The organism is Plantactinospora sp. WMMB782 (assembly GCF_049179135.1).
In the GTDB taxonomy this organism is placed as follows: Bacteria; Actinomycetota; Actinomycetes; order Mycobacteriales; family Micromonosporaceae; genus Plantactinospora.
The window spans coordinates 2,421,604-2,435,464 of the sequence record NZ_JBMHMC010000007.1 but is presented as its reverse complement, the minus strand read 5'-3'; the positions used below and the strand labels follow the sequence as shown (position 1 = coordinate 2,435,464).

17 protein-coding genes are annotated in these 13,861 nt (G+C 72.4%); 4 read left to right on the top strand and 13 right to left on the bottom strand.

The window, feature by feature from the left end:
- Window positions 1-131: 131 nt before the first annotated feature.
- The 6 genes from ACN28A_RS13165 to ACN28A_RS13140 form a co-directional block, all read right to left on the bottom strand.
- Window positions 132-1,523, bottom strand: coding sequence for a carbohydrate-binding domain-containing protein (locus ACN28A_RS13165; protein ID WP_421395369.1), 1,392 nt, complete (start codon window positions 1,521-1,523; stop codon window positions 132-134).
- A 246-nt stretch (window positions 1,524-1,769) separates the two neighbouring features.
- Window positions 1,770-2,726 (bottom strand): prephenate dehydratase, encoded by a 957-nt coding sequence (pheA, locus tag ACN28A_RS13160; protein ID WP_421395368.1) that lies wholly within the window; start codon window positions 2,724-2,726, stop codon window positions 1,770-1,772.
- 9 nt (window positions 2,727-2,735) lie between these two features.
- The gene (locus ACN28A_RS13155; protein ID WP_421395366.1) at window positions 2,736-3,176 is read right to left on the bottom strand and encodes a hypothetical protein; all 441 of its coding nucleotides are present in this window, start codon (window positions 3,174-3,176) and stop codon (window positions 2,736-2,738) included.
- A gap of 505 nt (window positions 3,177-3,681) precedes the next feature.
- Window positions 3,682-4,071 (bottom strand): ACT domain-containing protein, encoded by a 390-nt coding sequence (locus tag ACN28A_RS13150; protein ID WP_421395364.1) that lies wholly within the window; start codon window positions 4,069-4,071, stop codon window positions 3,682-3,684.
- A gap of 236 nt (window positions 4,072-4,307) precedes the next feature.
- The gene (locus tag ACN28A_RS13145) at window positions 4,308-4,841 is read right to left on the bottom strand and encodes a PAS domain-containing protein (protein ID WP_421395363.1); all 534 of its coding nucleotides are present in this window, start codon (window positions 4,839-4,841) and stop codon (window positions 4,308-4,310) included.
- Between the two features lie 179 nt (window positions 4,842-5,020).
- Window positions 5,021-5,758 carry a hypothetical protein gene (locus ACN28A_RS13140; protein WP_421395361.1) on the bottom strand — a complete coding sequence of 246 codons (738 nt, stop codon included), beginning with the start codon at window positions 5,756-5,758 and terminating at the stop codon, window positions 5,021-5,023.
- Between the two features lie 164 nt (window positions 5,759-5,922).
- Between ACN28A_RS13140 and ACN28A_RS13135 the strand changes: the two genes are divergently transcribed.
- The gene (locus ACN28A_RS13135) at window positions 5,923-7,191 is read left to right on the top strand and encodes an arginine deiminase (RefSeq protein WP_421395359.1); all 1,269 of its coding nucleotides are present in this window, start codon (window positions 5,923-5,925) and stop codon (window positions 7,189-7,191) included.
- Window positions 7,192-7,319: 128 nt separating this feature from the next.
- Here the strand turns inward: ACN28A_RS13135 and ACN28A_RS13130 are convergent, their stop codons facing one another.
- Window positions 7,320-7,613 (bottom strand): hypothetical protein, encoded by a 294-nt coding sequence (locus ACN28A_RS13130; protein ID WP_421395358.1) that lies wholly within the window; start codon window positions 7,611-7,613, stop codon window positions 7,320-7,322.
- Window positions 7,614-8,034: 421 nt separating this feature from the next.
- Between ACN28A_RS13130 and ACN28A_RS13125 the strand changes: the two genes are divergently transcribed.
- Window positions 8,035-8,571 carry a DUF5753 domain-containing protein gene (locus ACN28A_RS13125; RefSeq protein WP_421395356.1) on the top strand — a complete coding sequence of 179 codons (537 nt, stop codon included), beginning with the start codon at window positions 8,035-8,037 and terminating at the stop codon, window positions 8,569-8,571.
- Window positions 8,564-8,773 carry a DUF397 domain-containing protein gene (locus ACN28A_RS13120; protein ID WP_421395355.1) on the top strand — a complete coding sequence of 70 codons (210 nt, stop codon included), beginning with the start codon at window positions 8,564-8,566 and terminating at the stop codon, window positions 8,771-8,773. Before ACN28A_RS13125 ends, ACN28A_RS13120 begins: the two co-directional genes overlap by 8 nt.
- 28 nt (window positions 8,774-8,801) lie before the next feature.
- Here the strand turns inward: ACN28A_RS13120 and merB are convergent, their stop codons facing one another.
- Entirely contained in the window at window positions 8,802-9,476 is a 675-nt protein-coding gene (gene merB / locus ACN28A_RS13115; protein ID WP_421395353.1) for an organomercurial lyase, read from the bottom strand.
- Between the two features lie 85 nt (window positions 9,477-9,561).
- Window positions 9,562-10,029 carry a MarR family winged helix-turn-helix transcriptional regulator gene (locus tag ACN28A_RS13110; RefSeq protein ID WP_421395351.1) on the bottom strand — a complete coding sequence of 156 codons (468 nt, stop codon included), beginning with the start codon at window positions 10,027-10,029 and terminating at the stop codon, window positions 9,562-9,564.
- 258 nt (window positions 10,030-10,287) lie between these two features.
- Between ACN28A_RS13110 and ACN28A_RS13105 the strand changes: the two genes are divergently transcribed.
- On the top strand, window positions 10,288-10,965 hold the full coding sequence (locus ACN28A_RS13105; RefSeq protein WP_421395350.1) for a class I SAM-dependent methyltransferase: 678 nt from the start codon (window positions 10,288-10,290) through the stop codon (window positions 10,963-10,965).
- Here the strand turns inward: ACN28A_RS13105 and ACN28A_RS13100 are convergent.
- The 4 genes from ACN28A_RS13100 to ACN28A_RS13085 all read right to left on the bottom strand — a co-directional run bounded on the left by ACN28A_RS13100 (window position 10,952) and on the right by ACN28A_RS13085 (window position 13,830).
- On the bottom strand, window positions 10,952-11,731 hold the full coding sequence (locus tag ACN28A_RS13100; protein ID WP_421395348.1) for a Clp protease N-terminal domain-containing protein: 780 nt from the start codon (window positions 11,729-11,731) through the stop codon (window positions 10,952-10,954). The genes ACN28A_RS13105 and ACN28A_RS13100 overlap by 14 nt on opposite strands.
- A complete protein-coding gene (locus tag ACN28A_RS13095) occupies window positions 11,731-11,946 on the bottom strand; it encodes a helix-turn-helix domain-containing protein (RefSeq protein ID WP_421395347.1) in 216 nt (71 codons plus the stop codon). Before ACN28A_RS13095 ends, ACN28A_RS13100 begins: the two co-directional genes overlap by 1 nt.
- Window positions 11,947-12,103: 157 nt before the next feature.
- Entirely contained in the window at window positions 12,104-13,021 is a 918-nt protein-coding gene (locus ACN28A_RS13090; RefSeq protein WP_421395346.1) for a DUF5926 family protein, read from the bottom strand.
- A gap of 194 nt (window positions 13,022-13,215) precedes the next feature.
- Window positions 13,216-13,830 (bottom strand): ATP-binding protein, encoded by a 615-nt coding sequence (locus ACN28A_RS13085; protein ID WP_421395345.1) that lies wholly within the window; start codon window positions 13,828-13,830, stop codon window positions 13,216-13,218.
- Window positions 13,831-13,861 lie beyond the last annotated feature (31 nt).

The following is a 13,861-nucleotide window of genomic DNA, read 5'->3' as shown; positions in this document are numbered from 1 at the left end:
CGGCAGCGTCCGGCCGCCGGAGGCGCCTCGCCCGGGGGCGCCTCCGGCCCGTGCCGGTCGGGTGTCGCTCGACCGGTCGCGTGTTGCTCGGCCGGTCGGGTGTCGCTCAACCGTGTCGGGTGTCGCTCAGCTCAGAACCGGCCGTACCGTCCGGCGGTGACGCCGGTCAGCACCCGGGTCGCACCGCTGATGCTGCCGCTGCTGTGGTAACCCCCGACACCGGTCCCGGACACGCTGCCGCCGGTGTAGATGTCGTACTGCTGGCCGTTGGTGATCCGGTTCGACGAGAAGACGACCTCGCGGGTGTTGGCCGACGTCCGGTACGACGCCAGCACCGTGTTGCCGGAGACGACGTGCACGATCGTGTTGGTGGCGAGGTTGGCGCTGAACCGGGGCGCCACCCAGCCCTGGCCGGTGTTCGGTACCGCCCGGAACACGGCCATCGAGGTCAGGCCGGCGCCCAGCACCGTGCCGGCGGTGAAGGTGATCGGCCCGTCGGCGTCGATCGCGCCCTCGCCACCGCCCACCCGGCTGGAGCCCTTGGCCACCACGGTGCCACCGGCGAAGGTGAGCGAGCCGTTGGAGTCGAAGCCGTCGGTCCCGCCGGTCGCCACCACCGTGCCGCCGGTGACCCGGATGAACGCGATCGTGGACGGCTGCATGTGGCCCAGACCCTCTTCGGCGGCGTTCACCGCGTCGTCGGTCGCCACGGCGTTGACGGTGCCGCCGCTGATCGTGGTGCGGAGCCCTTCGAGCGCCTCGTACGACCTGGTCACGTTGATGGTGCCGCCGGAGATGTTCAGGTCGTTCTCGCCCTTGATCGCGTCGTCGGCGACGGCGGCGGTGATGTTGCCGTTGGTGATGGTGAGGACGCCCTTGCCGGCCTCGGTCTCGTTGGACTTGATCCCGTCGCCGGCGCTGGAGGTCACGTTTATTGTGCCGCCGTTGACGGTGAGCGAGTCCTTGCCACGGATGGCGTCGTCCACCGAGTTCACGGTGATCGTGCCGGACTGGATCACCAGGTCGTCCTTGCTGACGATGCCGTCGGCGTAGTTGGCCCGGACGTCCAGCGACCCGGTGCCGCCGATGGTCAGGTCGGCCGCGCTGAACAGCGCCGCGTCCGGCTCCCCGGTGTTGGTGTACGTCGTCGCGTCGGTGAGCCGGTTGCTGGTCCCGGCGGCCAGGGTCACGGTGACCGCGTCGGCGTCGGTGACGTGGAGCGGGGAGGAGCTGGAGTTGGTGATCGAGGCACCGCTGAGGATCAGTTCCACGGTTCCGGCGGCGGCGCTGGCCACGTTGACGTATCCGTTGTTCAGCGTGCCGCTGATCTGGTAGGAGCCGGGGGCGGTGATGGTGACCGCGCTGCCGGAGACGGTGACGTTGCTGCCGGTGACGCTCGCGCTGTTCCCGTTGAGGGTGATGGTGGCGGTCGGTGCGGCGGTGGCCGCGACGGCGAGCGGTCCGGCCAGCAGGGCTGCGGCGAGCCCTCCGGCGAGGGTGGTTCGGCGTACCACGGTGGTCATGACGGTCGGTCCTGTTCGTCAGGGGACGGGGGTTTGGACCGAGGCGCGGTGGGGTGCCTCGCACACCGGCGGCCAGGGATCATGAACCGCTGGTGAACCAAGGGTGTCCATCGACGAGTGTAAATGAGTACGGCAGGTGTCGAAGCCCTCGCGCGCAGAAACTTCGGACGCCCGCTTCGGTTCGCCGCGTATCCGGGCGAACCGTCCGGACGGTCCGGCGGCCAGGACGGCCCGCCCGCCGGGACCCTAGGAGAGTTCGCCGGCCCGCAGCCGGGCCAGCCAGGCCGCCGCGTCGGCGTAGTCCACGTCGGAGAGCCCGGCCGGCGCCGGGACCGGCCGGTCGGCCACCGCCGTGCTGCCGCGATGCCTCGGGTACGACCCCAGGAAGCGCACCTCCGCGCAGATCCTCCGCAACCCCTGGAGTGCCTCGCCGACCCGGTCGTCGGCGACGTGCCCGGCGCAGTCGAGGAAGAACGCGTACCGGCCGAGCGCCTCGCCGGTGGGCCGGGACTCGATCCGGGTCAGGTTGACCCCGCGTACCGCCAGCTCCATCAGCACCGCGAGCAGGGCGCCGACCCGGTCGTGCGCGATGTAGACGGCGAGCGAGGTCAGGTCGTCACCGGTCCGTGGCGGCGGCGGTCCCGGTCTGCTGAGCAGCACGAACCTGGTCACCGCGTCGTCGTGGTCGGCGATCTTGTCGGCGAGTACGGCGAGCCGGTGCCGGCTGGCGCCGATCGGCGCGCAGATCGCGGCGTCCTGCTCGCCCTGCACCGCGGCGAGCGCGGCGGCGGCGTTGGAGAGCACGTCCACCACGACCGCGTCGGGCAGGTGCTCGCGCAGCCAGCGCCGGCACTGGGTGGACGCCTGCGGATGGGCCGCCACGGTGTGCACCCCGGCGAGGGTCCGGCCCGGCGGCCCGGCGAGCACGAACTCGACCGGCAGCACCACCTCGCGGGTGATCACCAGCGGTTCACCGTCGACCATCTCGTCGAGCGTCACCGCCACCGCACCGCCGATGGAGTTCTCCAGCGGCACAAGCGCGGCGTCGGCGTCACCGGCGCGTACCGCGTCCAGTGCCTCCGGCACGCTGCGCGCCGGGGTACGGGTGCCGCGTTCCGCGGCCGGGATGGTTCGCAGCGCCTGTTCGGCGAAGGTCCCCTCGGGCCCCAGGTAGACGAAGCGGGTCGGCGGAGTTCCGGGCATGCCGTCAGCCTACAAACCGCCGTACGCGGGCGGGGGCGCGTCACACACCGTGGTCCGCAACCCCGGTGGCGCCTCCGCGCGTACCGTGATGTTGCAGACGTCGGTGCCGGCGGTGACCAGTCGCAGGTTGCCGGCCCGGCCCCGGGTCACCGCCTGCAACGGCTCCCGGCCGGCCACCGCCACGACGCTGTACTGCCAGTCCTCCAGGCAGAGCGGCCCGGTCTGGAAGGTGACCCGGCCCGATCGGGGCAGGTTCGCGGTCCGGCGCAGCAGCGCGGTGACCTGGTCGCGGATCGATCCGCTGGCCGGGCAGGCGGCCAGGGCGGTCGGTCTCGGCGTCGGTGTCGGGGACAGACTCGGTACGGCCGTCGGAAGGCCGGTCGGGCCGACCGTCGGGGTGCGGGTCGGCCGGGTCGGGGTGGTTTGCGGCTCCTTCAGCTCCGGCGGCACACCGCAGGCCGCCAGGGCGAGACAGCAACCCAGGGCCAGCCACCCGGGCAGGCTCCGGGCGGCACGGAGCCGACCGGCGACACGGCCGGGCGCCGGGCGCGCGACAGGCCCGGAGGACGACGAAGGCGCGACGGAACCGGTCGGCGGCGGCGCGACCGGACCGGACGAGGAGCGCGCGACGGGACCGGACGAGGAGCGCGCGACGGGACCGGGTGACGGGGGCGCGACCGGACCGGGTGACGGGCGCGCGACGGGACCGGGTGACGGGGGCGCCCCGGGATCGGGCGACGGGAGACGGAGCACGGCGGGTCCTCGGGCATCGGTGGCTGCCGTGGGTGGTGCGGCGGATTGCCCCGCCAATGGTAGGGCGTAGCCATGATCGACCCCCCTTCAGGTGCCGACCCGGCGTGCGCTGCCGCCGGCACGGCTGCTGCCGCTGCCGGTGCCGCCGGCCCGGTCGGAAAGGCTCCGACGATCCGTCCGCTCGTACCCGGCGCTCGCTCGTTCAGCCGGCGATCCGGTGCCCGTACTGCCGCAGCGCCGCGAGCGCCTCGACGAGTCGTACCGAGGGGACCAGCAGATAGTCGGTGTCGAACGTCGAGAACGCCACGATGTTGACCCGGGCGTCGGCCAGCGGGACGGCCAGGGAGGCGAGGATCCCGGTCAGCGCCAGGTCGAGCGGACCGGCCACCCGCAGGCACCGCCACGGGGTCTCGGCGGTGGCGTCGGCCGGAACCTGGTCGGCCCGGCAGATGATCGACAACTCGCTGCCGCTCCGGGTCACCGAGAGGACGCCGGAGTCCCTCGAAGGGGCCAGCAGGCCGGCCGGCACCGATGCGTCGGCGGGCAGCCGGCACACGGCGTACTCCTCCGGCAGCAGAGCGATGTCGAGCATGAGGAGACCTTACGGTGGGTGCGTCAGCGGCCCAATACCGCCGTACGGCAAAAGACCTGATCGCGACGTGCATCACCTCCCGGAAGGCATCCGACTGGCCGACCGGGTCAACGAGACCAGCCGATGGGTGACCGGGAAATCACCATGGGTACGCTCATCGGCCGGGCCCTGCCTCCCGGCGTGCCCCGCCTGCCGCAACCGTCCCCAGACCTCGACTGCTTCGGACCTCGACTGCTTCAGACCTCGGCGAAGAAGGTGAGCGAGCCGGCGACCTCGCCGTCGGTGAGGATCGGGGTGGCGATCGCGTCCACGGTGGTGGCGTCCGGGCCGCGGCCCTCCGGGCAGCGCACCCGGAGCAGTCCCCGGGCGAGCCGGGCCGACTGGAGGGCGAGCAACGGGGGAATCTTCTCGACGTCCTGCTCGGTCAGCTCGCCCCGGGCGGCGGTGAAGTCGAGCAGCCGCAGTGCGCTGCCGAGCAGCGGCAGGCCGAGCGCCTCGAGCGGGGTGCCGAGACCGAGCAGTTGGCAGCAGGACGGCGAGACGGCGGCGATCGTGGTCTCCCGGTCGATCAGCAGGCACGGCTCGGCGGCGGTCGAAACGGCCTCCGACCACCGGCTGAAACCGTCGACCCGGGCGCGGCCACCGGCGTCGGCGCGGCCGTCGACGTGAGCGCGGCCGTCGGCGTCGTCGAAGCCGGTGGACCCGTGTCCCGGCGAGGTGGTCGCCGGCGTCGGGAACGCCTCCGAGATCGAGAGTTCGACGTGGGCCACCGCGCCTCCTATTTGCCGCACCACCCCCCACGCTAGCCGGTGGCTCCGCAGGGCCGCGACCCCCGCGCTGCACCGGCCGGCTGGGCCGTCCACCGTCCCCGCCGCCGGCACGGCCCGTCCCGCACGCCCCCTCGGGCGGCGACGGGCGCCGCCTCAGCGGGTGGCGTCGGCTGGTGACGCTACCGGCGACCGGCGTGCTTGTCAGCCGCCGTTCGGCCCTCCTCGTACCACCGGTAGTCCGCCGCCGAGCGGTAAGGGGCGTTCAACCAGGTGGCGGGGGACTGGGCGACCCGGGAGAGCTTTTCCGCGGTCGCGGCACTGATCCGGTTGCCGCCCGCGACGAGCAGCCGGTCCAACTCCCGGTGGGTCGCCACCAGGCACTCGTTCGGCAGCCCGTAGACGCTGATCACGCCGGAGCCGACGAACGTGAGCACCGGGGTGACCGGAATCGGCAGCCCGACGGCGTTGCTGAGCGCCTTGGCGGCCCGCTTCGCGTCCCGGCGCGCCTCCGCGACGTACGCCGGGCGCCTGCCGTTGATCTGCACGACGTCCCCGGCGATCAGGACCCGGGACCGACCGTGGTCGGCCACGGTGACCGCGAAGAGGCCGCTGGGGCCGATCGCGAGGAAGCCGGCCCGCTCGTCCCGGGACCGGTAGTCCAGCTCGAGCATGCTGGACTCGGTCAGCTCGGTACGCGGCCAGTCGACCACGTGCCACGACGGGCCGAGATGGTCGAGTCGGCTCAACGCCCGTGCACCGGCCGCCTCGATCCGGCGGGCATCCCGTTCGGCGCGGCGCCGACGGGCCCAGTCCATCGGCGTCGGCCGGACGGCCTCCAGCGTGGGAAGTGGGTTGACCGGTGCGGGGGGCAGTGCCCTCGCGGGCGGAACCGCTGATCGTGCAGAGAAGACAGTCATCGTGACCTCCGGCAAAAGGTCCCTCGAAGTTATCTCCTCACTACGGTACGTGGCCAGTACTAGGGGGCGGCAAGTTGAACCGACGGAGTGAGTGTGGATGAATGCCCTATTCATCCGAAGCCTGTTTTCCCGGATGGTGCCAACTGCTGCCCTACGCTGCGAAGATGAGCCATTTCGTGGACAGCGAGGTCGGCCGTCTCGGCACCGTACTGCTGCATCGTCCCGGACCTGAACTCGCCCGACTCACGCCCCGGAACAACGACTCGTTGCTCTTCGACGCGATCCCCTGGGTCGGGCGGGCACAGGAGGAGCACGACGCGTTCGCCGCCGCGCTGACCGGGCGCGGCGTCGAGGTGCTCTACATCGGAACGCTACTCGCCGAGACGCTCGCCGTGTCGGACGCGCGGTCCGAGATGACCGAACGGGTACTCGCCGACCCCCGGCTCGGTGACACCCTGCGTCGGCGGGTCGCCGAACATCTGTCGTACCTCGACCCGGCCGCCCTGGCCGGAGTGCTGATCGCCGGCCTCGCCCACGAGGAGCTGCGGCTCGGCGGCCGGGGCGGCGGCCTGGTCTACCGGCTGATGGACCGGCTCGACTTCGTGATCGACCCGCTGCCGAACCTGCTCTTCACCCGGGACTCGTCCACCTGGATCGGCGACCACGCGGCGGTGACCAGCCTGGCCATGCCGGCCCGGGGCCGGGAGACAAGTCTGACCGACGCGATCTACCGCTACCACCCCCGGTTCGCCGGCACCTCCTTCGTGTACGGCCCCAGCCTGGAGCACCTGGAGGGCGGCGACGTACTGCTGCTCGCCCCCGGCGTGCTGGCCGTCGGGGTCGGCGAACGGACCACCCCGGCCGGAGCCGAGCGACTCGCCCGCCGGGTCTTCGAGGCGAAACTGGCGCACACCATCCTGGTGGTGCCGATCGCCCAGGAGCGGGCCACCATGCACCTGGACACCGTGTGCACGATGGTCGACGTCGACGCCGTACTGATGTACCCGAACATCGCGGACACGCTCTCGGCGTACACGGTGGTGGCCGGCGCGGACGGCGACATCCAGCTCGACGGGCCGGCACCCTTCCTGCGGGCGGCGGCCGACGCGATGGACCTGGACACGCTCCGGGTGATCGACACCGGCCTGGACCCGGTGACGGCGGAACGCGAACAGTGGGACGACGGCAACAACACCCTGGCGCTGGCCCCCCGACTCTGCGTCGCCTACGAGCGCAACGTGGAAACCAACGCCCAGCTCGAACGGGCCGGCATCGAGGTGATCCGGATCGCCGGCTCCGAACTCGGCTCGGGCCGGGGCGGCCCGCGCTGCATGTCCTGCCCCCTCGTCCGCGACCCCCTACACCCCGCGACGACGGCCGACCCCGACCCCGACTCTCGCCCCGGACCCCGCTCAGCGCCCGCCCCGCGCTAGGAGTCGCGACGCGATCGTGCTCGATCCGGGAAAGAGTGGCCTCCGCCGCGCATGAGGCCACTCTTTCACCGAACGAGCGTGATCCCGCCCCAGCCCCGGCCCACCCGGAGCGGCAGCGGAGGGCAGGGTCAGCGGCGGCGGGGCACCCAGTGCAGGAGTTGGCTGACGATCAGTGCGGGGTGCGTGTCCGGACGCTGTTGCAGGGCGCGGGCGAGATGGGCACCGAGGTACATCAGCAGCCCGACCCGGTCGCCCGCGAAGCCGACGAGCAGGGCCAGCCGAGCCTGCGGACACGGCCAGGGATGCTCACACTCCCGGCAGGCGTAACTCTCCGACGGGGTGTGTCCGGCAACCTGCCGCTCCTGCTCGCGCCTGCGGCGACGGGCGGCGAACCGCTCCCAGCGTGCCGGCGGCCCGATCACCGGTCACACCCGGGCACCGCGCCCGGCACGGTGCTCCTGGCCGGGAGTGTGGGCACCCGGCCGGCCGTTGGCCAGGTGTGCACGGGTCGACACGTCCCGGTCGGGTCGACGGTTGGCCGCCCGGCACCCGGAACGGGTGGAGCTGGAACGACTCCACCCGTTCCGGCCCGCCCGGCTCGGCTCGGCTCGCTTCCGGCGGGTTCGGGCCGGGGTGGCGTGACCGGCGACCGGTGGCGTGCCGGCACCGGTGCGGGCGTGTCGGGGCAGCGCCACCGGTGACCGCATCGGCAGTACCGCCAGAGGCGCCACCACGCGCGGCGGTGGCGGGGCTTGGCCCTGCTGCGTACCTGTCTCATCTGGCTGCCTCCCGTCGGCGGGATGGGAACGGGGCGGTGCCGGCCAGGACGCCGGAAGTTCGCCCTTGTCCACCGAGGAACGTGCCACCCTGCTCCGCTGGTGGGAGCCGATGCTCGGGCCGGGCCTGCTCCAGACCGAGGGGTACGCCCGTGCCGTGCTGCAAGGCGGCTGGTTGTCGGACGAGGTGGTCGACCGGGCCTTGCAGGTCCGACGGGAGCGTCGGGCCGCGACCGTCGACCGCCCCAAGCCGCCGACGTTCTCGGCGATCATCAACGAGTTCGCGCTGACCTTCGGGCCGCCCGAGCTGCGCCGGGAGCAGTTGGAACACCTGCTGGAACTCAGCCAGCGGCCGAAGATCCAGATCCTCGTGGTCCCTCGTTCGGCTGGCCTGCACGCTGGTCGTCAGGGCGCGTTCGTGCTGGCGACGCTTCCCGCCGGTCGACGAGCCGGCTATGTGGACGACCAGCTCCGTGGCCGGGTGGTGACGGACGGCGGAGATCTGGACCAGTTGGAAATATCGTGGGAGATCGTCAGCGGGCTGGCCCTACCGGTGCAGCCGTCCAGGGACCTTCTCCGGAGAGCGGTCGACGACCATGAGTGATCTGGTGCCCCGGTGGCGCAAGAGCACCCGCAGCGGCTCCAACCAGGGTGCGTGTGTCGAGGTGGCGGACAATCTGGTCGGGCGGGTGCTGGTCCGGGACAGCAAGGACCGCGCCGGGGGCACGCTTACCTTCGGGCCGGCGGGTTGGCAGGCGTTCGTCGAGCTGGCGAAGCGGATCGGCTCGGTCGGCGAGCAGTCCTGACAGGACAGACGGGAGCCCGGCGTGGTCGTCACGCCGGGTCCGGCTCGTCTCCCCAGAAGCTGCCCGAGAGGCCTACGCCGCGCAGGTATTCCCGGGCCGCCGACGGTTCGCGTCGGACGTAGCCGCGGTCGAGGCGCCCGTCGTACCAGTGCGAGGCGAGCTTCCAGAGGGTGCCGAGGTCCATCAGGTAGCCGTGATCCGCACCCGTGGCCCGACGCCACGAGTCGACACAGGACTCGGAGCAGAACAACCGCTGGTGCCGGCAGGTGTGCACGACGTCGTCCCACATCCGGGACACCGGTACCAGGAAGTGGGCCACCTGGTCGCCGTCGGGCGGCCGCTGGTTGCCGACGTTCCAGGCGTGCGGATGTGCGCAGGCCGGGCATCTGGTCGACACCAGCACCTCGTCCTCGTCGGGCAGCAGATGCGGCAGCGCGAAGGAGTCCCAGGCGCAGCCGCCCCACCAGAGGGTCCGGCTGCCCATCACGGCGAATCCGAGCGGTACGGCGGAGAACGGGTGCGCCATCACGATCTGGCCGGACCGGTCGAGGACGAGATGGCGGGAGGCGGCGAGTTCGGTCAGGCCGGCCTGAACGGCCTGGGTGTCGAGCCCGAACTGCTCAGCCAGCTCGTCTGTCGTGGGAGCCCGCCCGCACTGCGCGAACGAGTGGTAGACGCCGAGCCGAAGATCCTCCAGGTTCATCCCGACATCCTCCCGCATCCTCCCGCACCAGCAGCGCGTGCCGGCCCGCCTCCGGCTCGGCTCCGCAGCCGCCGGCGGCGAACCGTCAGATCTCCGGGCCGCCGGTGTTCCGAATCATCTGCCGGAGCACCTTCAGGGTCGTGACGTAGTCGGCGTCGTCGATGCCCTGGTGGATGCGGTCGCGAATCGCCGGGGCATGCTTCCCGAGGTCGACGCGTGCCGTCTCGCCCGCCTCGGTGATCCACAGCCGTCCCTCGCCGTCCCGGGTGAGCCAGCCCCGCTCCACCAGGACCGCCGCCTCCGCGTCGAGGTCGTCCTCGGGCCGGAGGTAGCTGCTCATCGCCTGCCGGAGCTCGGCGACGGTCATGCCGTGGCCGTCGGGCGAGATGTCGTGCCTCGACAGGTTGCGCAGCAGCCAGAACTGCGGCTGGGTGAAGCCGGACTCGGCCTGCCGGGCGCGGATGAAGGCGACCAGGGACTCGTAGGCCAGCTTGGCCCAGTAGGCCGCGGGTTGGGCCGCGAGTTGGGTGTCGGAAAGGTGCTGCGCCGCCATCCGTGTTCTCTCCTCACAGGTGATGCCGGTGGAGGACATTGCCTGGCAAACGTAGGACCTCGATCATGGTTGAGGTCAATGAGAGGGCTCGGGGTTCGCCGTGCGCGACAACCCCGATCGAGGCTCCTCGACCCGACGGCCGGCATGTGCGTCACCTTCGTTGGGCAGCAGGGCGGCGACGGACCGTCCCGCCACGAACGCGCGGCTCGCGTTGAGCGGTGCCGCCCCCGTGTCGGTGGCGTCGGTTACGGTCCCCGGGTGACCGACCTGGACTCCCTTCCCGCCACCCGGGACGCCTACGACGCCGTCGCCACGCTGTACGCGGAGCAGTTCGCCGACAGCCTGCGCGACCGGCCAGTGGAGCGGGCACTGCTTGCCGCGTTCGCCGAGTTGGTGCGCACCGGTGGTGACGGCGAGGTTGCCGACCTGGGGTGTGGGCCGGGATACGTCACCGCTCATCTGCGGGGATTGGGGCTGCGTGCCTTCGGCGTCGACGCCTCGCCGGCGATGATCGAGCTGGCCCGGAAGGCCAACCCGGATCTGCGGTTCGAGGTGGGATCGATGGCGGCGCTCGACATCGCGGACGGTGTGCTGGCCGGGGTGCTCTCGCGGTCCTCGATCATCCACACCCCGCCGAGGGATCTCCCGGCCGTGGTCGCGGAGTTCGCCCGGGTCCTGGCCCCCGGCGGCCAGCTGCTGATCAGCTGTTTCGCCACCGACGACCCGGCGATCCCGACACAGTCCTTCGACCACACGGTGATCACGGCCTACCGCTGGTCGCCCGACCACCTGGCGGGGCTGCTGCGCGACGTCGGCGTCAGCGAGGTCGCCCGGATGCTGTGCGAACCGAAGCCCACCGACAAGCGGCAGTTCCAGGAGTTGCAGTTGCTGGCCGCGAAGAACCAGTGCTCGGATCGACTCCTCAGGGGCAGATGAGGGTGGCGACCGCGCCGGCCGAGGTGACCGTACGTCCGGTGGTGCGCTGGTAGCGCCGGACCAGGTCGTGCCCGCGCGAGCGCTGGCCGATCCGGCGCTCGGCGCGGAGCAGTGGGTTGCGTGCCGGTGCCGGGAAGGCGGCGGCCAGCTCGGCGAGCAGGGTCGGGCGGTCCACGGCGGCGGCTTCCAGTACCCATGCCACCGCCGGGTCGAGGGCGACGAGGACGAGGGCGAGGTGTTCCGGCCGGTGTTCGCGGTCCCGGCGGGCGAGTGCGAGTCGGAGCGACGCTTCGTACGCCGCCTGGGCGTCGAGCCCGAGCGGAGGGTTGGTGCGGGCGCACCGCCGGCGTGCTCGGGTCGCGCCCAACGGCAGCAGTGGCTCGGGCCGGGTCGTACGGTCCAGTGTGGATGGAGCCAGCTGGGACAGGAGCCCGGCCACGTCGACGCCGAGCGGGGCTAGCAGGTCGCGGTCGGCGGCGGCTCCGGCGCCCAGTGGTCCGGCCCGGCGGACGGCTGTCCGGATGGCCTGCTCCGTGCCGCCGTGCCGGCCGAACAGGGCGCCGACGCCGTGACCGGGTGTTGCGGTGTGGCCGGGTGTTGCGGTGTGGTCGGGTGTTGCGGTGTGGTCGGGTGTTGCGGTGTGGTCGGGGGCGGTGAGAGCGAGGAGCAGGTGCTCGCTGCCGACCCGGGGGTGGTCGAGTTCACCGGCGGCGGTCCGGGCGCGGGTGACCGTACGCCGGAGTTCGGGGTGATCGCCTCGGAACATCAGACCTCCTGGTCACGGTATTTCCGGTGCACGGTCTGCTTGGTGACGCCCAGCCGGACGGCGATGTCGGACCACGACCAGCCTGCCCGTCGGGCCGCCGCCACCTGCTCGGCCTCGACCTGCTCCACCAGGCGGCGCAGCCGGGCGACCGCCCGCAGCGCGGCGTCGGGATCGCTTCCGTGCACGGCGCGGTCGAGGTCGGCGAACGAGGACATGTCGTCAGCATATGCTGACGACACCGACCCGTCAACAAATGCTGACGCCCCGCCGCGCCCCGAGGGGGTCAAGATTCTTGTTGAACTGTGGTGCATGCCGAACCACAACCCGTCAAGAATCTTGACCTGCCGGAGGTCCGGCGGGGGGCGTGGCGGGTTAGCGGAGGGTCAGTTGGCGGCCGAGTAGGCCCTGCTTGGCGCGGCGGGCGGCGGCGTCCAGCGGGGCCGGATCGGCAAGGGCGGCGGCGTAGCGCTTCGCGCAGTCCGCGAGCGGGCCCTCCCACGACTCGGGCGCGGCCTCCCGGGGAACATCCCAGACGGGTACCAGCCGGCCGTGTGCCCGGAACATCCCGGCGAACCTGGTCTGCGGGCCGAGCAGCAGCTCACCGGCGGCGGAGAGTCGGGAGAGCGCATCCAGAGCGGCGTCCTCGTCGTCCGGGAGCACCCAGCGGACGTGGCTCTTGTCACTGACCTGGCACCAGTACGCGGCCGGCGCGGCGGCCAGCCGGACCGTCGGATAGATGGAGGCGTTCGCCCGCTCCAGCGACGCCTTCACGTTGGGGTCCTCGCCCGCGCCCGGGTCGAGCCAGAACTCGAACCCGTCGTGCATGGTGATGTCCAGCGGCCCGTCGACGAGTACGTCCGGCAGCCGGGGACCCTCGCCGGGCAGCGCCGGCACCGAGACCGTACCGCCGGGCTCGGTGCGCAGGGCGCAGAGCAGCGCCTCGGCCAGGTCCCGGGAGACGTCGCCGGACTGCACGTGTCGCTGCAGGCCGATCATGATCCGGCCGTCCGGCTTGGTGATCGCGGGCGTGGCCATCGGCAGCACGGTGGCCAGGACGACCGGCCGGTCACCGAACTCCTCGACCAGGTGCGGCGCCAGGGTCAGCGGGGCGGAAGCCGCCGGCACCAGTTCGCGGAGCGCGATCCACTCCACCTCGTCGATCAGTCCCTCGAAGGGCCGGGGCACGAAGACGTCCCGTACCTTCTGCCGCTTCGCGGTCTGGCTCTCGGCGCTCGCGGAGCCGCTGGCACCGGTCGCGGCGGACCGGGAGATCTTTCGACGCTTGCCCACGGCGAGACAGCCTAGTACTCCGAAGCCATGATCTTCTGCCTGGTCTCATGTCCGACGGCCGAGTTCGCGCCCGTCCTGACAGCCACCTGCGGACCAGCGGCGGAGCGGACCGTCGGGTGGCTGGTCCCGGTGAGGGCTTGCCGGCGACGGAAGGATCGCAACCCGGGGAGGATGTCAGGACGCCGGAGGGGTGGTCATCGGACGGTGAGGGTGTGCCGGACCGGGTGCACCAGACGGGCCCAGACGCTCTGCCCCAGCCCGTCCCGCTCGACACCCCACTCGGTGGCGAGGGCGGCGACCAGGAAGAGCCCCCGGCCGTCCACCGCCGCCGGTCCGACCTGCCGGACCCGGGGTGGGCCGGTGGCGCCGCCGTCGGTCACCCGGATCTCGACGGTGTGCGCGGTCGGGCTGGTACGCAGCAGCCAGGTCAGCCGGATCATCCCGCCGGGCAGCGGCGGGGCGTGCCGTACGGCGTTGCCGAGGAGTTCGGCCGCCACCATCTCGACGTCGCCGAGCAGGGCCGACGGGACCGTACCGTCGAGTTCGGCGCCGAGCCGGTGCCGGGCGGTACGGGCGCCCTGGGCGTGCTGCGGCACCAGCAGGCACCACGCCCGTTCGGTCGAGATGCTCGACGCCGGTCGTTCCGTCGAGATGCTCGACGCCGGTCGTTCCGTCGAGATGCTCGACGCCGGTCGTTCCGTCGAGATGCTCGACGCCGAGCCCTTGTCGGCATCCCCCTCGGGGTCGACGGGTCGCAGGGTCGGGCACGCTGCCCGAGCGCCGCGCGGTTCAGGTTGGAAGGGGTTCACCCCGGGTGCCTCCTCGACGGACCACCGGACG

What these genes read in the sequence shown, in the direction of transcription:
- ACN28A_RS13165 (WP_421395369.1), bottom strand. Translation starts at nt 1,523, where the DNA reads ATGACCACCGTGGTACGCCGAACCACCCTCGCCGGAGGGCTCGCCGCA.
- pheA (WP_421395368.1), bottom strand. Translation starts at nt 2,726, where the DNA reads ATGCCCGGAACTCCGCCGACCCGCTTCGTCTACCTGGGGCCCGAGGGG.
- ACN28A_RS13150 (WP_421395364.1), bottom strand. Translation starts at nt 4,071, where the DNA reads ATGCTCGACATCGCTCTGCTGCCGGAGGAGTACGCCGTGTGCCGGCTG.
- ACN28A_RS13140 (WP_421395361.1), bottom strand. Translation starts at nt 5,758, where the DNA reads ATGACTGTCTTCTCTGCACGATCAGCGGTTCCGCCCGCGAGGGCACTG.
- ACN28A_RS13135 (WP_421395359.1), top strand. Translation starts at nt 5,923, where the DNA reads ATGAGCCATTTCGTGGACAGCGAGGTCGGCCGTCTCGGCACCGTACTG.
- ACN28A_RS13120 (WP_421395355.1), top strand. Translation starts at nt 8,564, where the DNA reads ATGAGTGATCTGGTGCCCCGGTGGCGCAAGAGCACCCGCAGCGGCTCC.
- merB (WP_421395353.1), bottom strand. Translation starts at nt 9,476, where the DNA reads ATGAACCTGGAGGATCTTCGGCTCGGCGTCTACCACTCGTTCGCGCAG.
- ACN28A_RS13110 (WP_421395351.1), bottom strand. Translation starts at nt 10,029, where the DNA reads ATGGCGGCGCAGCACCTTTCCGACACCCAACTCGCGGCCCAACCCGCG.
- ACN28A_RS13100 (WP_421395348.1), bottom strand. Translation starts at nt 11,731, where the DNA reads ATGTTCCGAGGCGATCACCCCGAACTCCGGCGTACGGTCACCCGCGCC.
- ACN28A_RS13095 (WP_421395347.1), bottom strand. Translation starts at nt 11,946, where the DNA reads ATGTCCTCGTTCGCCGACCTCGACCGCGCCGTGCACGGAAGCGATCCC.